Source organism: Nonomuraea diastatica, assembly GCF_004349015.1.
GTDB lineage: Bacteria > Actinomycetota > Actinomycetes > Streptosporangiales > Streptosporangiaceae > Nonomuraea > Nonomuraea diastatica.
In genome coordinates, this window is sequence record NZ_SMKP01000030.1 from 19,603 (window position 1) to 41,198 (window position 21,596).

The 21,596-nt window shown below is 71.0% G+C and carries 16 protein-coding genes and 1 pseudogene; 11 read left to right on the plus strand and 6 right to left on the minus strand.

Features of this window, described 5'->3' with window-relative positions; all coding sequences use genetic code 11:
- Positions 1-103: 103 nt before the first annotated feature.
- The 3 genes from purQ to E1294_RS13345 all read left to right on the plus strand — a co-directional run bounded on the left by purQ (position 104) and on the right by E1294_RS13345 (position 5,214).
- Positions 104-787, plus strand: coding sequence for a phosphoribosylformylglycinamidine synthase subunit PurQ (gene purQ / locus E1294_RS13335; RefSeq protein WP_132508314.1), 684 nt, complete (start codon positions 104-106; stop codon positions 785-787).
- A gap of 52 nt (positions 788-839) precedes the next feature.
- Positions 840-3,095: a phosphoribosylformylglycinamidine synthase subunit PurL gene (gene purL, locus E1294_RS13340; protein ID WP_132508316.1), complete on the plus strand. Its 2,256-nt coding sequence runs from the start codon at positions 840-842 to the stop codon at positions 3,093-3,095.
- A gap of 94 nt (positions 3,096-3,189) precedes the next feature.
- A complete protein-coding gene (locus E1294_RS13345) occupies positions 3,190-5,214 on the plus strand; it encodes an adenylate/guanylate cyclase domain-containing protein (RefSeq protein WP_246082989.1) in 2,025 nt (674 codons plus the stop codon).
- A gap of 67 nt (positions 5,215-5,281) precedes the next feature.
- Here E1294_RS13345 and E1294_RS13350 read toward each other — a convergent pair.
- Positions 5,282-6,472 (minus strand): annotated as a pseudogene (locus E1294_RS13350) (RNA-guided endonuclease InsQ/TnpB family protein).
- A gap of 157 nt (positions 6,473-6,629) precedes the next feature.
- Between E1294_RS13350 and E1294_RS13355 the strand changes: the two are divergent.
- Positions 6,630-7,292 (plus strand): Crp/Fnr family transcriptional regulator, encoded by a 663-nt coding sequence (locus E1294_RS13355; protein WP_132508318.1) that lies wholly within the window; start codon positions 6,630-6,632, stop codon positions 7,290-7,292.
- A 44-nt stretch (positions 7,293-7,336) separates the two neighbouring features.
- Positions 7,337-8,779, plus strand: a complete 1,443-nt coding sequence (locus E1294_RS13360; protein ID WP_132508320.1) for an MFS transporter — start codon at positions 7,337-7,339, stop codon at positions 8,777-8,779.
- An 85-nt stretch (positions 8,780-8,864) separates the two neighbouring features.
- Here E1294_RS13360 and E1294_RS13365 read toward each other — a convergent pair whose 3' ends face one another.
- Together E1294_RS13365 and E1294_RS13370 are read right to left on the minus strand one after the other, a co-directional pair.
- Positions 8,865-9,614 carry a methylenetetrahydrofolate reductase gene (locus tag E1294_RS13365; RefSeq protein WP_132508322.1) on the minus strand — a complete coding sequence of 250 codons (750 nt, stop codon included), beginning with the start codon at positions 9,612-9,614 and terminating at the stop codon, positions 8,865-8,867.
- Positions 9,615-9,625: 11 nt separating this feature from the next.
- Positions 9,626-10,279, minus strand: coding sequence for a TetR/AcrR family transcriptional regulator (locus E1294_RS13370; protein ID WP_246082994.1), 654 nt, complete (start codon positions 10,277-10,279; stop codon positions 9,626-9,628).
- Positions 10,280-10,351: 72 nt separating this feature from the next.
- On the opposite strand from E1294_RS13370, the gene E1294_RS13375 reads away from it, so the two are divergent.
- On the plus strand, positions 10,352-11,782 hold the full coding sequence (locus E1294_RS13375) for an MFS transporter (RefSeq protein WP_246082990.1): 1,431 nt from the start codon (positions 10,352-10,354) through the stop codon (positions 11,780-11,782).
- On the opposite strand, the gene E1294_RS13380 is transcribed toward E1294_RS13375, so the two are convergent.
- Both E1294_RS13380 and E1294_RS13385 read right to left on the minus strand, forming a co-directional pair.
- Complete coding sequence (locus E1294_RS13380) at positions 11,743-13,623, minus strand: ABC transporter ATP-binding protein (protein ID WP_132508326.1); 1,881 nt, start codon at positions 13,621-13,623, stop codon at positions 11,743-11,745. The two genes, E1294_RS13375 and E1294_RS13380, sit on opposite strands and share 40 nt — an antisense overlap.
- A 34-nt stretch (positions 13,624-13,657) precedes the next feature.
- Complete coding sequence (locus E1294_RS13385; protein ID WP_132508328.1) at positions 13,658-15,721, minus strand: PhoX family protein; 2,064 nt, start codon at positions 15,719-15,721, stop codon at positions 13,658-13,660.
- 113 nt (positions 15,722-15,834) lie between these two features.
- On the opposite strand from E1294_RS13385, the gene E1294_RS13390 reads away from it, so the two are divergent.
- The gene (locus E1294_RS13390; RefSeq protein ID WP_132508330.1) at positions 15,835-16,272 is read left to right on the plus strand and encodes a sterol carrier family protein; all 438 of its coding nucleotides are present in this window, start codon (positions 15,835-15,837) and stop codon (positions 16,270-16,272) included.
- Positions 16,273-16,282: 10 nt separating this feature from the next.
- Here the strand turns inward: E1294_RS13390 and E1294_RS13395 are convergent, their stop codons facing one another.
- The gene (locus E1294_RS13395) at positions 16,283-17,695 is read right to left on the minus strand and encodes a DUF4190 domain-containing protein (protein WP_132508332.1); all 1,413 of its coding nucleotides are present in this window, start codon (positions 17,693-17,695) and stop codon (positions 16,283-16,285) included.
- 142 nt (positions 17,696-17,837) lie between these two features.
- Between E1294_RS13395 and E1294_RS13400 the strand changes: the two genes are divergently transcribed.
- From E1294_RS13400 to purM, 4 genes are all read left to right on the plus strand, one after another.
- On the plus strand, positions 17,838-18,245 hold the full coding sequence (locus E1294_RS13400; RefSeq protein ID WP_132508334.1) for a MarR family winged helix-turn-helix transcriptional regulator: 408 nt from the start codon (positions 17,838-17,840) through the stop codon (positions 18,243-18,245).
- 91 nt (positions 18,246-18,336) lie between these two features.
- Positions 18,337-19,083: an SDR family NAD(P)-dependent oxidoreductase gene (locus E1294_RS13405; protein ID WP_132508336.1), complete on the plus strand. Its 747-nt coding sequence runs from the start codon at positions 18,337-18,339 to the stop codon at positions 19,081-19,083.
- A gap of 50 nt (positions 19,084-19,133) precedes the next feature.
- A complete protein-coding gene (gene purF, locus E1294_RS13410) occupies positions 19,134-20,570 on the plus strand; it encodes an amidophosphoribosyltransferase (protein ID WP_132508338.1) in 1,437 nt (478 codons plus the stop codon).
- On the plus strand, positions 20,567-21,592 hold the full coding sequence (purM, locus tag E1294_RS13415; protein WP_132508340.1) for a phosphoribosylformylglycinamidine cyclo-ligase: 1,026 nt from the start codon (positions 20,567-20,569) through the stop codon (positions 21,590-21,592). Before purF ends, purM begins: the two co-directional genes overlap by 4 nt.
- Positions 21,593-21,596 lie beyond the last annotated feature (4 nt).

Consider the following 21,596-nt stretch of genomic DNA (forward strand, 5'->3'; position numbering starts at 1 on the left):
ATGCGCGAGCACCCGATAACCTGGGTTACACCGCCGCAGACCGCCGTCCGCCCCGAAGAGACGGTGGCGCGTGCGCGCGCATTCCTCGGAGGGGACGACTGTCATGAGCGCTGCCCGTGTGGGCGTAGTCACGTTTCCAGGAACTCTCGACGACCAGGACGCCGCCAGAGCCGTGCACCTCGTGGGCGCGCAGGCGGTTCCGCTGTGGCACGCCGACCACGACCTGAAGGGGGTCGACGCCGTGTTCCTGCCCGGCGGCTTCTCCTACGGCGACTACCTGCGCTGCGGCGCCATCTCGCGGTTCGCGCCGATCATGGCGGAGCTCGTCCCGGCCGCGGGGGCGGGCCTGCCGGTGATCGGCACGTGCAACGGGTTCCAGATCCTGTGCGAGGCGCACCTGCTGCCCGGCGCGCTGACCCGCAACGTGTCGCTTCACTACGTCTGCCGTGATCAGCGGGTCCGCATCGAGCAGACCGCGACGGCGTGGACCAACGCGTTCGAGCAGGGCCAGGAGATCGTGCTGCCGGTCAAGCACGGCGAGGGCCGCTACGTCGCCTCCGGCGAGACGCTGGCCGCGCTCGAAGCCGGCGGCCACGTGGTCGTGCGCTACGCCGGCGGCAACCCCAACGGCTCGCTCAACGACATCGCGGGCATCCGCAACGAGGCGGGTAACGTGGTCGGGCTCATGCCGCACCCCGAGCACGCCGTCGAGGAGCTGGTCGGCGCGCCGGGCACCGACGGCCTCGGTTTCTTCACCTCCATCCTCAAGAACCTGGTGGACGCATGAGCGGGTGGAACGAGCGGCTTGTGAACGCAGCCGGACCGGAGCGGGAGGGCGAATGATCGACAGCGTGCGCAAGGCCGCCAAGACCCCCGACGAGCCGATGCCCTTCGCCGAGCTGGGGATGAAGCCGGACGAGTACGCCCGGGTCAAGGAGATTCTCGGCCGCCGTCCCACCGGCTCCGAGCTGGCCATCTACAGCGTCATGTGGTCCGAGCACTGCTCCTACAAGTCGTCCAAGGTGCACCTCAAGCAGTTCGCCACCAAGGCGCCCAAGTCCGAGGCGCTGCTCGTGGGCATGGGCGAGAACGCCGGCGTGGTCGACATCGGCGACGGCTGGGCGGCCACGTTCAAGATCGAGTCGCACAACCACCCGTCCTACGTCGAGCCGCACCAGGGCGCGGCCACCGGCGTCGGCGGCATCGTGCGCGACATCATGTCGATGGGCGCGCGGCCGATCGCCGTCATGGATGCGCTGCGCTTCGGCGGCGCCGACGCCGTGGACACGCGCCGGGTCCTGCCCGGCGTGGTCGAGGGCATCGGTCACTACGGCAACTGCCTGGGCCTGCCCAACATCGGCGGCGAGGTCGTCTTCGACCCCTGCTACATCGGCAACCCGCTGGTCAACGCCCTGTGCGTGGGCCTGCTGCGCAAAGACCAAATCAAGCTGGCCACCGCGCCAGGGCCCGGCAACAAGGTCGTGCTGTTCGGCGCGTCCACGGGCCCCGACGGCATCGGCGGCGCCTCGGTGCTGGCGTCGGCGACCTTCGAGGACGAGTCGCACGCCAAGCGACCCGCCGTCCAGGTGGGCGACCCGTTCATGGAGAAGCTGCTCATCGAGTGCTGCCTGGAGCTCTACGCCGCCGACGTCGTCGTCGGCATCCAGGACCTCGGCGCGGCCGGCGTCTCGTGCGCCACGACCGAGCTGGCCGCCAAGGGCACCGGCGGCATGCACGTCGACCTCACCCGCGTCCCGCTCCGCGACCCCTCGCTCAGGCCCGAGGAGATCCTGATGAGCGAGTCGCAGGAGCGCATGATGGCCGTGGTCGAGCCGCGCGACATCCCGGCGTTCATGGCGATCTGCGAGAAGTGGGACGTCCCTGCCACCGTCATCGGCGAGGTCACCGACACCGGCCGCCTGGTCATGACGTGGGAGGGCGAGATCATCGTCGACATCCCGCCGGGCACCGCCGCCGACGACGGCCCCGTCTACGAACGCCCCTACCACGAGCCGGCCGGCCAGGCCGCGCTCAACACCGACACCCCCGACCGGCTGGAGCGGCCCTCCGACCTTCGCGAGACGCTGCTCAAGCTGCTCGGCTCGCCCAACCTGGCCTCCAGGGAGTGGGTGACCTCCCAGTACGACCGCTACGTCCGCTCCAACACCGTGCTGGCCCAGCCGGCCGACGCGGGCATGGTGCGGATCGCCGAGACCATGGCGGGCGCCGAACACGCGCCCACGACCCGCGGCATCGCGCTGGCCACCGACGGCAACGGGCGTTACGCCAAGCTCGACCCCTACGCGGGGGCGCAGCTCGCGCTCGCGGAGGCCTACAGGAACGTCGCCGTGACCGGCGCCCAGCCGCTCGCCGTCACCAACTGCCTCAACTTCGGCTCCCCCGAGGACCCGGAGGTCATGTGGCAGTTCGCCGAGGCCACGCGCGGCCTGGCCGACGCGTGCCGGGCGCTCGGCGTGCCGGTGACCGGCGGCAACGTCTCCTTCTACAACCAGACGGGCTCGACGGCCATCCATCCCACGCCGGTCGTGGGCGTGCTCGGCGTCATCGACGACGTCGCCAGGCGGGTGCCGACCGGGTTCACCGCGGAAGGGCTGCGGGTCGTCCTGCTCGGCGACACGCGCGAGGAGTTCGGCGGCTCCGAGTGGGCCCACGTCGCCCACCGCCACCTGGGCGGGCTGCCGCCGCAGGCCGTCCTGGAGGCGGAGCGGGCGCTGGCCACGGTGCTGGTCGAGGGCGCCCGCAGGGGGCTGCTGGCCGGCTCACACGACCTGTCCGACGGCGGGCTGGCCGTGGCGCTGGCCGAGTCCTGCCTGGCGCGGGGCGTCGGCGCCTCCGTGGCGCTGAGCGGCGAGCCGTTCACCGACCTGTTCAGCGAGTCGGCCTCGCGGGCGCTCGTCGCCGTGCGGCCGGAAGCCTACGACGAATTCGCGTCGTTGTGCGGGCGCCACGAGGTGCCCTGCTACGGGCTCGGCATGACGGGCGGCGACACGCTGGTCGTCGAGGGCGTGTTCGAGATCCCCGTGGCCCAGCTGCGGGAGACGCACGAGGCGGCGCTCCCCGCACTGTTCGGCTGACGATCCGCCGGAGGGCCGGCCGGTTTTCCGGCCGGCCCTCCCAGTGGGTAGAACGACGCAGTGGCGGCGGGGATCTCGCGTGCATAATCGGTCTGTGCCCACCCCCGGTCCGACCTCTTACCTGCCTCCCGCGACCCAGCCCGTGCGGGGTGTGGTGTGGGGCCTCCACCTCGTCCTGCCGTTGCTCGGCCTCTGGTTGCTGCTGAGCCAGCCGCACATCAACGTCTCCTGGCAGCACAACGCTAGCCACTTCTGGATGATCATCCTGGTGGCCGGGGTCAACGTCGTGCTCGGCGTCATGGTCAGCGAGGCGTCACGGCGCCGCAACGACGCCCGGTTGTTCCTCGTCTCCATGGTCTTCCTGAGCAGCGCGGGCTTCTTCTTCCTGCACGGCCTGGCCACCCCGAAGATCATCCTGCCGACCGGCTCGCTCGGGTTCGACGTGGGCCAGCAGGTGGGCTTGTCGATCGCGGCGGTGTTCGCGTTCGGCTCGGCGCTGCCGCTGGGCGAGGCGGCGGCCAAGTCCGTGCTCGGCGCCCAGCACTTCATCCGCGGCGGGCTCGTCGGCATCATGGTGTTGTGGGGCGTCACGTCGCTGGTCCCCGGGCTGACGCCGCTCACCGAGCCGCCGATGGTCACGCCGATCGACTGGCTGGTCTGGGCGTCCATCCCCGGCCTGCTGCTCTACGGCGCGGCGAGCGTGCTGATGTTCCGGCTGCATCGGCGGCGCCCCTCGGCGATGCTGATCAGCCTGATCACGGCGTACGCGCTGCTGACGGAGAGCATGATCGCCGGGATGTCGCAGCTCAACTGGCATTTGTCCTGGTGGGAGTGGCACCTGCTGCTCACCTTCGCCTTCGTGTTCGTGGCCTACAGCGCCTACCTGCAGTTCCGGCGAGAGGGGTCGAGCGCAGGGCTGTTCGACTCGGTGGCGCTGGCCGCGACCGTCCGCCGCATCCAGCAGGACTACGACAAGGCGCTCGAAGAGCTGGTCGAGCACGTACGCCGCGGCGAGCCGCTGGCCGCGACCCGGCTGTCGGGCAAGTTCCGGCTCAACGAGGGCCAGGCGGCGGTGCTCGACCGGGCCGGCGAGGCGCTGGCCAACGAGCGCCGGCTGTCGGAGCGGCTGGCCGCCCTCGTGTCGGTGAGCGCCCAGACCCGGGTCGGCCTGCCCGAACAGGAGCTGCTGGCCTCGTCGCTGGAGCGGGTGCGGCAGGCGTACGGCGACGTCAAGATCGGCCTGGTCGCCGACGGCGCCACCCGGATCGGCTCGCGCGACTACCGGTTCGACGGCGACACCCCGATCCGGCGCGACCACCTGCTCGCCTTCCCCCTGACCGTCAAGGGCAGACTCGCCGGCGTGCTGGAGGTGCCGATCGGCCGCACCAACCAGGACGAGGCGCTGGCCGCCACGCTGGCGGGACAGTTGTCCATCTCCCTGGAGAACGCCCGCCTCTACCGGGAGCTGCACACCCTGTTCCACCAGTACATGTCGCCCGACGTGGCCCACGCCCTGCTCGCCGACCCCGGTCAGGCGGCGCTCGGCGGCGAGCTGAAGGAGCTGAGCGCGCTCTTCGCCGACCTCAAGGGCTTCACGACGTTCTCCGAGAAGGTGACGCCCGGCGAGATCGTCGAGATGCTCAACCGCTACCACACGGCGGCCGTCCCCTGCATCCTCAACAACGGCGGCACCATCGTGCAGTTCGTCGGCGACGCGCTGCTCGCCCTGTTCAACGCGCCCGCCCTGCAGGCCGATCATGCCAGGGCAGCCTGCCGGGCCGCGCTCGACATGCAGCGCGCCGCCGCCGAGGTGGCCGAGGAGATGGCGTGGAAGCGGGTCGACGACGTCGAGTGGCCGACCTTCCGGGTGGGCGTCAACACCGGCCCTGCCCTGGTCGGCAACATCGGCAGCCCCGAGCTGCGCGGCTTCAACGCCATGGGCGACTGCGTGAACGTGGCCGCCAGGCTCCAGGGGATCGCCGAGCCCGGCACGGTCGTCATCGGCGAGACGACGCTCAAGCAACTGGGCCGCGACGCGACGGTGCGGCCCCTGGGGCGGCTCAACCTCAAGGGCAAGGAGGAGCTCGTCGCGGCGTACGTTCTCACCGATCTGCCGTAGAGGGGCGGGTCCCCGTACCGACATAATCGGGCCTTGACTTCCTCCCCCTCGTGATTGAGGGGGATTCCTACGGCTCGCGCTGTAGGGGTTCCTGCTTCGTCGCCGGCCGCCCCGTCCGGGAGGACTCCCGTTGAGGTCTTACACCAGCTCCACAGGCAGACACGGCCAGCCCGGCCGCCAGGATGTTGCGGGCCGCGTTCACATCGCGGTCATGCACGGTGCCGCAGTCGCACGTCCATTCACGGACGTTCGGCAGCTTCGCCGCGATGGCGCCGCACGCCCCGCACAGCTTGCCGGAGGGGACCCAGCGGTCGACCGTGACCAGTTCGCGCCCGCACCAGGCGCACTTGTACTCCGGCATCATCCGCAGCTCACGCCACGACGCATCCGAGACGGCGCGGGCGAGCGTGCGGCTCTTGACCATGGTGCGGACGGTGAGGTCCTCGACGACGACCGTGGGGTTCCCACGGACGAGCCGGGTCGACAGCTTGTGCGGGAAGTCGCGGCGCCGGTCGGTGATCCGCGCATGCACGCGGGCCACCTTCCGCCGGGCCTTGTCCCGGTTGTTCGAGCCCTCGGCCTAACGCGGCAGCTCCCGCTGCGCCCTGGCCAGCTTGGCGCGGTCACGGCGCTCGTGCTGGGGGTTGGTCACCCCCTCGCCGGTCGACAGGGTCACCAGCGAGGTGATGCCCGCATCGATGCCGACGGCGTTCGTGGTGGCTGGGGCCGCAACCATGTGGTCCTCGCACGACATGGACACGAACCAGCGCCCCGCGCTGTCGCGGGACACGGTCACCGTGGTCGGCACGACACCTTCGGGCAGCGGACGCGACCAGCGGATATCCAGCGGCTCGGTCATCTTCGCCAGGACAAGCCTTCCGTCGCGCCAGGTGAAACCGGAACGGGTGTACTCGGCGCAGGCGCGGGACTTCTTCTTCGACTTGAAGCGCGGGTAGCGGGCCCGCTTGGCGAAGAAGTTGCCGAACGCGGTCTGCAGATGGCGCAGAGCCTGCTGAAGCGGAACGCTGGACACCTCGGCCAGGAACGCCAGTTCCTCGGTCTTCTTCCATTCCGTCAACGCGGCCGACGCTTGCACGTAGGAGGCGCGGCGCTGCTCGCCATACCACGCGCGGGTGCGCTCCTGCAGCGCCTTGTTGTACACCAGACGGACGCAGCCGAACGTGCGCGACAGCTCTGCCGCCTGCTCGTCGGTGGGGTAGAAGCGGTACTTGAACGCCCGCTTAACCTGCTGCGTCATGCTCACATTTACCAGCTCCCGTGTTAGCAGAACGTGCTGGACGGACGCTGATGGACGGCGATCCGCCCTGACGGCCAATCGCCTGTCCCTGCCCCGCTCCACAGGAGCTCCGTTTCCTCCCCGGCTGAAGCCGGGGTATCCACGAAGGAAAGCCACGATGAAAGCAGGGCCCGGCGAGTTCCTGTCCCTGCTCACCGACGAGGAGGTGGCGGCGCTGCGCTCGGCAGGCCGGCTGCGCCGCTGGGACCGCGGCACGACCGTCATCACCGAGGGCGACACGTCCGACTGGGTGCTCGTGCTGCTGGATGGCCGGGTGAAGGTCTCCTCGCACACGAGCGGCGGCAACGAGGTGGTGCTCGCCGTGCGTGGCCCCGGCGGGCTGATCGGCGAGCAGTCGGCCATCGACGGGTCGCCGCGCTCGGCCACGGTCACCACGCTGGAGCCGGTCACCGGCGTCGTCGTCCGCGACTTCGTCTCCTTCCTCGAGTCCCACGGGCGCGTCGCGGTGCTGCTCATGAAGCTCGTCAGCGAGCGTCTGCGCGACTCCGACAGGAAGCGCATCGAGTACGGCGCGTTCGACACCACGGGCAGGGTGGCGACGCGGCTGCTGGAGCTGGCCGAACGCTACGGCGAGCAGACCACCAGCGGCGTACGCGTGGCGCTGCCGCTGTCGCAGGACGAGTTGGCGGGGTGGACGGGCTCCTCCCGCGAGGCCGTCAGCAAGGCGCTGCGCACGCTGCGCGACCGGGGCCTGATCGAGACAGGCCGGCGGCGCGTCATCATTCACGACGTCGAGGGGCTGCGCAAACGTGCCCGCTAGCCCCGGCGGCAGGTCAGCCGTACGTCGTACGTCATAGTTGGGGCATGGTCGCGGTCACCCCCCAAGACGGCAGCCGCCTGCGCTACGCCTGGCGCGTCTGCGCGGTCACCAGCCTGGGGCTCGTCCTCATCGGCGTCGCGGGCAGCACGCTCAACGTCGCGCTGCCCGCGGTGGTGCGGCACTTCCACGCGGGCCCGCTGGAGTCCGGGTGGATCCTGCTGGTGTTCCTGCTGGTCAACACCGCGAGCCTGGTGTTCTTCGGCCGGGTGGCCGACCTGCTGGGCAGGCGCGAGGTCTACCTGACGGGGTTCGCGCTGTTCACCCTGGCCTCGCTGCTGGCCGGGCTGTCGCCGGACGTGTGGTTCCTGATCGGGATGCGGGTGTTCCAGGCCGTGGGAGCGGCGATGATCCTCGCGAACGGCACAGTGATCATCACGGACGCGTTCCCGCCAGAGCGGCTCAGCCAGGGCATGGGCGTCTACATCGGCACCTTGTCGGTGGCGCAACTGACCGGGCCCACGCTCGGCGGCCTGATCGCGGAGACGGCGGGCTGGCAGTGGATCTTCTGGGTGAACGTGCCCGCCGGGCTGCTCGCGCTGGCCGTGGGGGCGGCGATCTTACGCAAGATGCCCAGAAGGCCGAAGGAGCCGGTGGACGCGCTGGGCAACGTGCTGCTGTTCGCGGCGTTGTCGGCGGTGCTGCTGGCGTTGTCGGAAGCCGGCTCCGGCGGGCTGTCGAGCCCCGTCGTGGCGGCAGGGGCAGCGATCTTCGTGGTGCTGGTGCCGCTGATCGTGCTGGCCGAGCGGCGCTCCGCGAACCCGGTGCTGGATCTGCGGTTGTTCGCGGGGAGGCTGCTGGCGTACGCGAACCTGGCCTCGTTCTGCAACGCGCTGGCCCGCTCCGCGCTGATCCTCGTGGTGGCGCTGTACTTCCAGGCGGCCAGGGGTGTGGACGCGTTCGCGGCGGGGCTGAGCGTGCTTCCCTTACCCGTGGGGATCGGGCTGGCCTCCCCCATCACGGGCCTGCTGGGGCGGCGGGTGTCGCCGTACGCGCTGTCGATCGGCGGCGCCACGCTGAGCGCGGCCGGGCTCGGCACGCTGATGCTGACGGCCGATCCTGCGACGCCGTACTGGGTGATCGGGATCGGGTTGTTCCTGGCGGGCTGCGGCAGCGGAACGTTCCTGACCGGCAACACCACGCAGGTGATGCGGGCGTTGCCGGCCGGGAGTCTCGGGGTGGTCAACGGATTCCGCGTCATGATCATGAACATCGGCGTCGTGATCAGCGTCGGCCTGTCGCTCAGCGTGCTGACCAGTTCGGTGGGGCCCGCGCTCAGGGCCCAGGTGTACGCGGGAACGTTGTCCGCGCTGTCGCCGGTGGCGGTGGGGCAGCTCATGGACGGCTTCTATCGGGCGTACGCGGTGCTCTTCGCCGTGGCCCTGGCCGGCGCCCTGCTCGCCGCCCTGGCCCGCCCTCAGACCCGCTGACATATCACTGAACGGAACGACCCCGTGTCGCCGTCGAGCGCATCAGAGCACCGAACGCGATCGTGCCCCCTGCTGGAGCTCGGGCTCATCTGAGGGAGGAGGCGAGCAGCCGTTCCACGTCGCGGTAGCGGGAGACGGGGATGAGGTGCACGCCGTCGAAGGCGCCGGAGTCGCGCAGGGCGAGCACCTGCTCGCAGGCCGCCTCCACGCCCGCCTGGCGGTCGGCGGCCACCCGCTCCACCAGGGCGTCGGGCAGCGCGATGTCGGGGATCGCGGCGGCCAGGCCGCGCGCGTGGTTGGCGCTGGCCAGCACCATGACGCCCGCGTAGACCGGCACGTCCAGCGGGTGTGCCTCGCGCCAGCGCAGCTGGGCCTCCACCGAGAAGGAGACCTGGAGGAAGAGGAAGTCGGCCGCGCGTTTCCAGGCCGGCAGCGGGCGCAGCCCCGCCGCGGCGCCCAGGCGGGAGGCGGGCGAGAACTCCCTGGCCTCCGCGATCATCGAGCGCACCGTGAGATCGCTCGTACGGTTGCCGCTCGCCGGCTTGTCGCCATAGACGAACAGGAACTGCTCGACGCCGTACGCGGCCGCCGTCAGCAGGTCGCGGCGGAAACCGAGCAGGTTGCGGTCGCGCGAGTTGAGGCAGGCGATGCCGCGCCCGCCCATCGCCTCGACCTCGTGCGCCACCGCGACGCTCGACACGGTCGCGCGGCCGATGTGGTTGTCGGGGATGAGGAAGGCGTGGGCGACCTTGCTCATGGTGCCGATCTGGTGCCTGACGTGCTTCAGATCGGGCTTGGTCGGTGGTTCGATCTCACAGATCAGCTCGAAGGCCATGAATCATGACTCTAACGCCGGGCCGCCAGCGCTTCTATGCCGCTGAGCACCAGGTCGACGCCGAACGTGTCATACAGGTGCGGGTCTTTCGGCTCGACCAGCGGGCCGGCCATCTCCACCAGGTGCGGGTAGCTCTCGCCGGGCAGCGACTGCAGGCCGAGCCGCTTGAATCTGACCTGCTGCGCGAGATCCTCGCCCGACAGGAATGCCTGGTCGTGGACCGGGGCGTCGGCGATGGCGATGGCGCTCTGCAGCAGATATTTCGTGATCAGGCAGCTCTCCTCCACGCTGAACCCCGCCGTGCGGGCCAGCCCGAGCGCCTGGTCCCAGACGGCCAGGAAGTTCGGCACCGCGACGGCGTCGATCTGCTCGATCACGTGCTTGGCGCAGGGGTGTGTGCGCAGGGTGTTGATCAGGCCCTCGGTCAGGTCGCGCAGTTGCTCCTGCCAGGGGCGCTGGTCGGCCGGCTTGGGCGCGAAGCCGCCGATCAGGTGGTCGGCCATGCCGATGATCAGTTGCTCTTTGTTCTTGAAGTGCCAGTAGAGAGCCATCGGGGTGACACCCAGGTCCGAGGCCAGCCGCCGGATCGTGACGGCGTCGAGCCCTTCGGCGTCGCCGATCTCCAAGGCCCGCTCCGCGATCGCCCGCGCGGTCAGTTTTCCCATCACGGTTGACAACTATACGACGTACACGTTCGACTATACGGCGTACAAGTACGCCGTATAGGAGGAAATGTCGTGCGATGGTGGGCGCTTGGCGCGGTGACCCTGGGGACGTTCATGACGTACCTCGACAACAACGTGGGGAACGTCGCCCTGCCGACGATCCAGCGGGAGCTCGAGCTGTCGATCTCCGGCCTGGAGTGGATCGTGAGCTCCTACATCCTGCTCTTCGCGGGGCTCATGCTGGCCGGCGGCCGGCTCGCCGACGTGTACGGCGCCCGCCGGGTGTTCCTGGGCGGCCTGACGATCTTCACGCTGTCCTCGCTCGCCGCCGGCCTGGCGACCACGGGCGCGGCGCTCATCGCCGCGCGAGCCGTTCAGGGCGTCGGCGCGGCGCTGCTCACGCCCTCGGCGCTGGCACTGATCGGCCAGGTCTTCCCCGACCCCGGCGAACGCGGCCGGGCGGTCGGCATCTGGAGCTCCGCGGGGGCGCTCTCCATGGCGCTCGGCCCGTTCGCCGGCGGCTTCATCAGCGAGCACCTGCACTGGAGCTGGATCTATCTGATCAACGTCCCGCTCGGGCTGGCGGCCTTCGGCCTCGCGCTCTGGGCGGTCAGGCCCGCCTTCACACGGGTACGGCGCAACCTCGACCTCCCCGGCCTGGCCACCTCCGCCGTCGCCCTGTCCGCCCTGACGTACGCGCTCATCGAAGGGGAGGCGGCCGGCTGGACCTCGCCCCAGATCCTGGCCGCGTTCGGCGTGTCAGCGGCGGCGGCCGCGGCGTTCCTGCTGGCCGAGTCGCGGACCGCCGAGCCGATGGCGGCGATGGCGTTGTTCCGCTCGCGGGTGTTCAGCGGCGGGCTCCTCACCAGCGGGATCTGGTCGTTCGGCGTGTTCGGCATCTACTTCTTCAGCGCGCTGTGGCTGCAGAACGTGCTGGGCTTCTCCCCCACCGAGGCCGGCTCCGCGTTCGTGCCGATGGCGCTCGTCATGGCCGTGGTCGCGATGTCGTCGCAGCGCATCAGCGCCCGGCTCGGCATCGGGCGCACGGTCGGGCTCGGGATGGCGCTCATGGGCGTGGCGATCTTCCTGATCTCCCGCGTCGGCGCCGGCGGCGGCTACACCGACGTCCTTCCCTGGTTCCTGCTGTACGGCCTGGGCGGCGGCATGCTGGTGCCCCTGACGGCCGCGGTGCTCAACGGAATGCCCAAGGACAGGTCGGGCGTGGCCTCGGGCATGCTCAACGTGTCACGTGAGGTGTTCGGGCTGCTCGGCATCACGGTGCTGGGCGCGATCCTGAGCGCCAGGCAGGCCGCCAGCGACCGGGCGCCGCTGCTCGCCTTCCTCGAGGGCTACCAGTTCACCCTCGTCGTCGCCGCGGCCGCGATGCTGGCGGGCATCCCGGTCGCGCTCCACTCCCTGCGCAAGCCCGCCCCCGGCGACGAGCCCGCAGAGCCCGCAGAGCCTCAGGCCACCGCCTCGGCCACCGTGGGCTCCGCGAACTGAGTGCGGTACAGCTCCTCGTAGCGGCCCGCGGCCTCCAGCAACTCGGCGTGCGTGCCGCGCTCGACCACCCGCCCGTCCTCGATCACCAGGATGACGTCGGCGGCGCGGATCGTGGACAGCCGGTGAGCGATCACCACGGCCGTACGGCCTTCGAGCGCCTCGCCGAGCGCCGCCTGAACGGCCGCCTCCGACGTGGAGTCGAGCGCCGCCGTGGCCTCGTCCAGGATCACCACCCTGGGCCTGGCCAGCAGCAGCCGGGCGACCGTCAGGCGCTGGCGCTCGCCGCCCGACAGCCGGTAACCGCGCTCGCCCACCACCGTGTCGAGCCCGTCGGGCAACGACTCGATCAGCGCGGCCAGCCGGGCCCTGGTGAGCGCGTCCCACAGGTCGTCCTCGCTCGCCTCCGGCCTGGCCAGGAGCAGGTTGGCCCTGATCGTGTCGTGGAACAGGTGGCCGTCCTGGGTGACCATGCCGAGCGTGTCGCGGATCGAGTCGGCGGTCAGGTCGCGCACGTCGACGCCGCCGAGCCGTACGGCGCCCGCGTCGACGTCGTACAATCTGGGCAGGAGCTGCGCGATCGTGGACTTGCCCGCGCCGGACGAGCCGACCAGCGCCACCATCTGACCGGGCTCGGCCCGGAACGAGACACCGTGCAACACCTCGACGCCGCCGCGCGTGTCCAGCGTGGCGACCTCCTCCAGCGAGGCGAGGGAGACCTTGTCCGCCGACGGGTAGGCGAAGCGCACGTCGTCGAACTCGACCGACACGGGGCCATCGGGCACCTCGCGGGCGTCGGGCTTCTCCTGGATGAGCGGCTTGAGGTCGAGCACCTCGAAGACGCGCTCGAAGCTGACGACCGCGCTCATGACGTCCACGCGGGCGCTGGCCAGCGCGGTCAGCGGGGCGTACAGGCGGGTGAGCAGCATGGCCATCGACACCACCGCGCCGGGGGCGAGCTGGGCACGCAGCGCGTAGAAGCCGCCGAGCCCGTACACGAGGGCCAGGGCGAGCGCCGACACCAGCGTCAGCGCGGTCACGAAGACCGTCTGCGTCATGGCGGTGCGTACGCCGATGTCGCGCACCCGGCGGGCCCGGGAGGCGAACTCCGCCGACTCGTGCGCGGGGCGGCCGAACAGCTTCACCAGGGTCGCGCCGGGCGCGGAGAACCGCTCGGTCATCTGGGTGCCCATGGCGGCGTTGTGGTCGGCCGCCTCGCGCCGCAGCCCGGCGATCCGGGTGCCCATGCGCCGCGCGGGCACGATGAACACGGGCAGGAGCAACAGCGCGAGCAGCGTGATCTGCCAGGAGATGGCGACCATCGCGACGAGCGTCAGCGCGAGCGTCACGATGTTGCCCGCCACGCTGGACAAGGTGTCGGTGAACGCCCGCTGCGCGCCGATGACGTCGTTGTTGAGCCGGCTGACCAGCGCGCCCGTGCGGGTCCTGGTGAAGAACGCGATCGGCATACGCTGCACGTGGTCGAAGACGGCCGTGCGCAGGTCGAGGATCAGGCTCTCCCCCAGCCCCGCGGACAACCACCGGTTGAGCAGTCCGATCCCCGCCTCCGCGACGGCCAGGCCCGCGATCATCAGCGCCACCACGACCACCACGCTGAGGGGCTCGGCGTTGAAGATCGCGTCGATCACCCGGCCCGCCAACAGCGGTGAACCCACCGCCAGTCCCGCCACCACCACGCTGAGCAGCAGGAACAGCGCGAGCCTGCGCCGGTGCGGGCGGGCGAACGCGGCGATACGCCGGAGCGTCGCCCTGGAGACAGAGCGACGCTCCTGCCGGTTGTTCATCGAATACAGCTGGTGCCACGCGGTCATTTCCATGCTCATGGCATGGACACTAGATCCTCAAGTTGACTTAAGGTCAAGAGCCGATCTTCAGGCCCTTCTTGTGCCAGACGACCGCCACCGACGGACGCGGCTGGTCGCCGTCGGGCCAGCGGCTGCCCGGATTGTCGGGATTGGCACCGTCGATCTCGCCCGGATGCTGCACCGCCACGAACACGCTGCGCTGGTCCGTCGTGACCATCGGGCCGCACGTCTCGGCGCCGACCGGAACCGTGAGGAACTGGCGCAGATGGCCGCGCTCCTTGCCGCGCACCGGCATCACGAACAGGCCGTCGTTGGTGCCGAGCGCGTTGCCGTCCGTGGAGATCCACAGGTTTCCGTCGCGGTCGAACGTCACGTTGTCCGGGCAGGAGATCGGCGAGACCTTCTTCTTGTCGAAGCCGGCGAAATAGGTGTTGGCGTCGCCGGGGTCGCCGCAGACCAGCGGCACCGACCAGGAGAACCTCTTCGCCGCGGCGTCGTCGCGCCGCTCGATGATCTCCAGGACGTGGCCGTGCTTGTTCGAGGCGCGCGGGTTGGCCTCGTCCGCCTGGGCCGCCGTGCGGTCGGAGTTGTTGGTCAGCGCGACGTACACGCCGCCGGTGACCGGGTTGCGCTCCATGTCCTCGGGACGGTCCATCTTGGTCGCGCCCACCTTGTCGGCCGCCACCCGCGTGTAGACCAGCACCTCCTCCGCGCTCATCCCCTTCACGTACGACTTGTCGCCCGAGACCAGCGGGATCCACTCGCCCGAGCCGTCGAACTCGCCGTCCTCGGGCAGCCTGCCGGACCCGTCGATCTCCTTCTCCGGGCTGTCGCCGGTGAACTTGGCGACGTACAGGGTGCCCTCGTCGAGCAGGTCGCGGTTGTGCCGGTCGGCCCCCTGCCGGTAGCGGTCCTTCGAGACGAACTTGTAGACGTACTCGAAGCGCGCGTCGTCACCCATGTAGACGACCAGGCGGCCGTCGCGGGACAGCGTCGTGTTGGCCGCCTCGTGCTTGAACCGGCCGAGCGCGGTGCGCTTGATCGGCGTGGAGTCGGGGTCGAACGGGTCGATCTCCACGATCCACCCGAACCTGTTGCACTCGTGCGGGTGCTTGGCCAGGTCGAAACGCTCGTCGACCCGGTCGAACCGGCGGCTGATCTCCGGCGTGCCCTCCGCGATCGTGTAGCGCTCGACGTACGGCTTCTGCTTCGCCGGCACCTTGTCGCCGTTGACGAAGTACTGGTCGAAGTTCTCCTCGGCGGTCAGCACCGTGCCCCACGGGGTCGTGCCGCCCGCGCAGTTGTTCAGCATGCCGATGGGTTTGCGGCCCTTGGGATCGGCGTCCGTCTTGAGCAGGTCGCTGCCCGCCGCCGGCCCGGAGAACTTCATGGGGGTCTCAGCGGTGATGCGCCGGTTGTAGCGGCGACGCCCCTTGGTGACCAGCTTCCACTCGCCGGCGCGACCCTCCCGGTCGATCTCCACGACCGAACCGCCGTGCCCGGCCAGGCCGATCCTGATCTGCTCCTCGGTGGCCTCCGCGCCGCCCGGGTAGTCGCGGAACATCAGGGTCTCGTCGGTGTACTCGTGGTTCACCCAGAGCAGCGCCCGGTCGCGGCCCATCGGGAACATCGTCACGTAGTCGCAGTTGTAGCCGAACTGCTTGCTCTGCGCCTCGGCGCTCTGGTTGTCGAAGTCGAAGGCCGGCGCGTCGGGCAGCACCGGGTCGCCCCAGCGCACCACCACCGAGGAGCGGTAGTTCTCCGGGATGGTCAGCTTGTCGTCCTTGTTCGGCCGCACCGGCGTGAAACGGAGATCGCCGCCCCGCCCGCCCTTTCCACCACTGGGTACCGGTTTGGGCTCCTCGGCCAGCGCCGGCGCCGCCCCCGCCACGCCAACGCCCGCCACGAGAGCGCCGAGCGCCCCAGCGCGCAGCACGCCGCGCCGCGACAGCGCCTCCTTCACCACGTCGCCGAAATAGGCGTTGCCGGTGGTGTTGGCCACGTCATGCGCGCACGCGTTGCCGCAGCGGAACTGACAGGTCAGCGCGGATCGGCCACCATTGTGCGGGGTGGAGATCAGCGGAAGCAGCCGACCTCCCGCTTTGGGGTTCGACACAGGTCCTCCATCGAAGTGCGGTCGTACGGCGGGGAACGCTACGGCCACCGGCGAAACCACAGGTGAACGAAGAACTCCGTCTTGATGAACGCTTCCCGGGAGACAATGGTGGCGTGCCACCACGCAAGCTCGACCAGGAAAAGCTGAGATCGGCCCTCGACGGCCAGCTCGTCGCCCTCGACCAACCCGCCTACGACGGGCCCGCGTCCGCCCTGCCCGACGCCCTCGTGGCCGCCGTGCTGGCCGCCTACGACCGCGGGCGGAAGCCCGAGCGCGACGCGGCCAGGCAGGCGGTGCGCCACCTGCTCGACCGGCTGGCGACCGCCGCGCCCGGCAGGACCGTCGAGGTCCGCGTGCCACCGTACGCGGCCGTGCAGGCCATCGCCGGGCCCCGCCACACGCGCGGCACCCCGCCCAACGTGGTCGAGATGGACGGCCGCACGTGGATCGAGCTCGCGCTCGGCCGCCTCACCTGGGCCGAGGCCCTGGCCAGCGGCGCCGTCTCCGCCAGCGGGGCACGCGCGGACCTGTCAGCGCACCTGCCGCTCTAACGGCCCCCCTCTAACGGCCGCTGCCCATCCAGGGAAACTGGCTCTCGAAACAACGGTCGGCGAGCTGACCGGGAAGGCCGGCGCACTCCTGTGCCACGTTCCACAACCAGATGGCCACGATCGCGAACAGGATCAGCGACAGGACGCTCAGCACGATGCCGGCGATGGCGCGGCCCTTACCGGCGCGTTTGGCGAGGGCCACGCCGCCGAAGACTATCGACAGAATGGCCGTGATCACACCCGTGAAGCACACGAACACCAGGAACGGGCTGGCCACCCCCAGCACGAGCGAGGCGGTGGCCAGGCCGCTGCCCGGCTTGGCCTGCTGGTAACCGGCCCCCGGCATGCCGTACGGGGATGCGGGGCCGGGGCCGTAGCCGGGCGGGCCACCGTACGGGCTGGAGGGCACCGTGCCCGGCACGGTCGGCTCGTCGTCCCGCGGCGTTCCCCCGCCCTGGTACGGCGGCCCGCCCCGGCCCTCCTGACCCTGGCCCTCCTGGCCCCGCCGCTTTTCCTCGCCCTGCCAGCCCTCCTGGCCCTGCCAACCCTCCTGGCCCTGCCAACCTTCCGGGCCCTGCCGCCTTTCCTCGCCCTGCCGGCCTTCCGGGCCGCCCTGGGCTTCCGGGGTTCGACTGCCCTCCTGAGCCGGGGTGCCGCCCTCATGCGACGGCGGTTTCCCGGGCGAGCCGCCTCCCGGCGGTGCGAAGCTCGGCTGGTCGCCCTGCTCGTAGCGCGACGGCGCGGGCCTGCCCGGCACCTCCCCCTCTGACGGGGTGGACGTCCAGCCCGGGTACGGCGGCGTGCCACCAGGGATCGGGAACACCTGGGTCTCCTCGGCGTCGCTCCCTGTCGGCTGTGGCACCTCCGGCGAGGTAGGCAGGTCGGGATGGCGAGGCTCGCCTACCGGTCTGGGCTCATGTGTGGGCGGCACGTCCGGGCGCGGCACGATGGGTGGCGCGGGAGCGATCGGCTCCTCGCCCTCCTCACCGGCGCCCTCACCCTGCGGCCCGGGGCCCTCACCCTGCCGACCGGCGCCCTCGCCTCGCGATCCGGCACCCTCACCCCGCCGACCGACGCCCTCGGACTCCGCGCTCCGGAACTCACCGCTGGCGCCCATGGACTCGGCGGCGCCACTTCCGCCGGCACGCCCGCCGGTGTGCTCGGGAACGTCCGGCGCCGCGCCGCCGGTGGGCCCGGCGCCGGGCCCACCGGCGGACCACTCCTCCGGAGTCCGGTCACCGCCCGTGGGCCCCGGCTCGTACGGCCTGAGCACGGGCCCCCGCGCCTCTTCGTCCAGCGTGCCCTCGCGCCACCACTCGGGCTCGTGTTGCGGCGGAGCGTGGCGGGGCGCGTCCTCTTCCGGACGGCCTTCGTGCGGATCCTGTCCGCGGCGGGCCTCGTCCGGGTCCCCAGGTGTGGTCACGTCTGCGTCTCCCGACGGGTCTACATGCCGGATACTTCACCCTTTCGCGCAGGGCGACGCCTAAACCGCACGACACGGTAAGAGGCCGCTCATCCTTGGGTCACCATGCGCCAAAGGTCCTGCCCGCGGGCAAGATGGGGGGATGCTGGACGAGACCCTGTCGTATGCGCTGATCAAGGTCGTGAAGACGCAACGTAACCGGATGGCCGCCGCGCTGTCCCCGCTCGGCCTGCACGTGGGGCAGGAGATGCTCCTCAACCAGCTGTGGAAGGAGGACGGCCTGACCCAGGGCGAGCTCATCGCCCGGCTCGGCGTCGAGCCCCCCACCGTCACCAAGACCCTCCAGCGCCTGGAGCGTACGGGCTTCGTCTACCGAGGTCCCGACCCCGACCGGCCGAGGGTGTCCCGCGTCCATCTCACCGATGCGGGCAAGGCGCTGCGCGAGCCCGTTGAGGAGATCTGGACCACGATGGACGAGGACCTCCTGCGCGGTTTCGATCCGGGCGAGCGTGACCTGCTCGCGCAGCTGATCCGCCGCGCCATGCCCTGACGTTTCACTACGGGCGAAAACTCCTTGTGGCCACACCGCCTTTCTTGTTAGCTGGCTAATTAGTCGGCTAATCCATTCCAAAGGGGCTCTCATGCACGCACTGGTCACCGGCGGCTCGTCCGGCATCGGCGCCGCCACCGCACTCGCCTACGCTCGGGCCGGCGCGCGGGTCACGATCACATACAACTCGGGCGCCGACCGCGCCGCCGAGGTCGTCAAGCGGATCGAGGAGGAGGGCGGCGAGGCGGCGGCCGTACATCTGGATCTGGAGGACCACGCGACCGTCGCGCCGGCCGTCTCCGCGGCCGGCCCGGTGGACGCGCTCGTGGCCAACGCCGTCCGCTGGGGCACCGTCATGCCCGGCAGCATGGCGTTCGAGGACGTGCCGGCCGCGGAGTGGTCCGCCGCCCTGCACGCCAACGTGGTCGGCAACGCCCTGCTGATCCAGGCAGCGCTGCCGCAGATGCGGCGCGGGAAGTTCGGCCGGATCGTCCTGGTCTCGTCAGGGGCGGCCGAGGAAGGACAGCCGGGCCCCGGCCCGTACGGCACCGCGAAGATGGCGCTGCACGGCATGGCCCGCGCCCTGGCGTGGGAGGCGGGCAGGGACGGCATCCTGGTCAACGTGGCCGTGGCCGGGCTCACCATCACCGGGGGCCGGCACCCGATCCCGCAGCACGTGTTCGACGAGGTCGCGTCCAGGACCCCCAGTCGCAGGCTGTCCACGGCGGACGACCTGGCGGCGCTGATCGTCTTCCTCGGCTCGGCGGACAACCGCAACCTGACCGGGGAGATCATCCGCGACGGCTCCAATGCGGGCAGGTCAGTCCACATAGGCTGACCCCGACCCGAGTGTGCGAGCACGGAAGCCGCCAACCTAGACTGAGGCATGTGCTGAAGGGCGACGGCCGGCTCGGCCATGACCTGGACTCCCAAGACCACGCTCCCAAAGACGCCTGTGGCGTCTTCGGCGTCTGGGCGCCAGGCGAGGAAGTTTCCAAACTCACCTACTACGGGCTGTACGCGTTGCAGCACCGCGGCCAGGAGTCCGCGGGCATCGCGGTCAGCGAGGGCAGCCGCATCCTCGTCTACAAGGACATGGGCCTGGTCGCCCAGGTCTTCGACGAGTCGGTGCTGGGCACCCTGCGCGGCCACCTGGCCATCGGCCACTGCCGCTACTCCACCACCGGATCCAGCGTGTGGGAGAACGCGCAGCCCACGCTGAGCTCCACCGAGGTCGGCGGCCTCGCGCTCGCCCACAACGGCAACCTGATCAACACGCCGGAGCTGGCGCAGCGCCTGGCCCCCGGCTCCACCCGGGCGACCACCGACACCGAGGTCCTGACCTCGTTGCTCGCTCAAGACCGCACGCGCACCGTCGAGGAGGCCGCCGCCGAGCTGCTCCCGCAGGTCAAGGGCGCCTACTCGCTGGTCTTCATGGACGAGACGACACTCTACGCGGCCCGCGACCCGCAGGGTGTCCGCCCGATGGTCCTGGGCCGGCTGGAGCGCGGCTGGGTGGTGGCCTCCGAGACGGCGGCGCTCGACATCGTGGGCGCCACGGTCGTCCGCGAGATCGAGCCGGGCGAGCTGCTCACCGTCGACGAGCGCGGCGTGCGTTCGCGCAGGTTCGCGCTGGCCGAGCCGAAGGGCTGCCTGTTCGAGTACGTCTACCTCGCCCGCCCCGACACCACCATCGCCGGACGCGGCGTCCAGGTCACCAGGGTCGAGGTGGGCCGCGTGCTGGCCCGCGAGCACCCGGTGGAGGCCGACCTGGTCATCCCCACGCCCGAGTCCGGCACGCCGGCCGCCGTCGGCTACGCGCAGGAGAGCGGCATCCCCTACGGCCAGGGCCTGGTGAAGAACTCCTACGTCGGCCGCACGTTCATCGAGCCCTCGCAGACCATCCGCCAGCTCGGCATCCGGCTCAAGCTCAATCCGCTGCGCGAGGTCGTCGAGGGCAAGCGCCTGGTGGTCGTGGACGACTCGATCGTGCGCGGCAACACCCAGCGCGCCATCGTCAAGATGTTGCGCGAGGCGGGCGCCAAGGAGGTGCACGTCCGCATCTCCTCGCCGCCGGTGGCCTGGCCGTGCTTCTACGGCATCGACTTCGCCACCAGGGCCGAGCTGATCGCGGGCTCGCTGACGGTCGAGGAGATCCGCGCCTCGCTGGGCGCCGACACGCTCGGCTACATCTCGCTTGAGGGCCTGACCAGGGCCACCACCATTCCCGCCGACCGCCTCTGCATGGCCTGCTTCACCGGCTCCTACCCCATTCCCATCGACGAGGACAACGTGGGCAAGTTCGTCCTGGAGAGCAAGGCATGAGCACCTACGAGGCCGCCGGGGTCGACATCGAAGCCGGCGACCGGGCCGTCGCGCTGATGAAGGACAGGGTGGCGCGGGCACGGCGGCCCGAGGTGGTCGACGACGCCAGCGGCTTCGCCGGCCTGTTCGACGCCTCGGCCCTGCTGCGCTACCAGCGGCCGCTGCTGGCCTCCTCCACCGACGGCGTCGGCACCAAGGTCATGATCGCCCAGCGCTACGGCAAGCACGACACGATCGGCATCGACCTGGTCGGCATGGTCCTCGACGACCTCGTGGTCTGCGGGGCCGAGCCGCTGTTCATGACCGACTACATCGCCTGCGGGAAGGTGGTGCCCGAGCGCGTCGCGGAGATCGTCGGCGGTGTGGCCGAGGGCTGCCGGCTGGCGGGGGCCGCGCTGGTGGGCGGGGAGACCGCCGAGCATCCGGGGGCGATGGGCCCGGACGAATATGACCTCGCCGGCGCCGGCACCGGCGTCGTCGAGGCCGCCGGCCTGCTGGGGCCCTCACGGGTGCGCGCCGGCGACGTGGTGCTCGGGCTGGCGTCCTCGGGCGTGCACTCCAATGGCTACTCGCTGGTGCGGCACGTGCTGCGCGAGGCCCCGCTCTCTCTCGACACCGAGCTGCCCGAGCTGGGGCGGGCGCTGGGCGAGGAGTTGCTGGAGCCCACCCGGATCTACTCCCTCGACTGCCTGGAGCTGGCGCGCTCTGCCGAGGTGCACGCCTACGCCCACATCACGGGCGGCGGCATCGAGAACAACCTGTCGAGGTCGCTGCCCGGCCACCTCGACGCGCTGCTCGACCGCTCGTCGTGGACGCCGCCGGCCGTCTTCGGGGTGCTCGCGGGCCACGGCTCGATCGCACAGCACGACATGGACCGCACGTTCAACCTCGGAGTCGGGATGGCCGCCGTGGTGGCCGCCGGCTCGGCCGACGAGGCCCTCAGAGTGCTGGCGGCCCGCGGCGTCGACGCCTGGGTGCTGGGCGAGGTCGTCACCGGCGAGGGCCGGGCGCGCTATCGCTGACCGG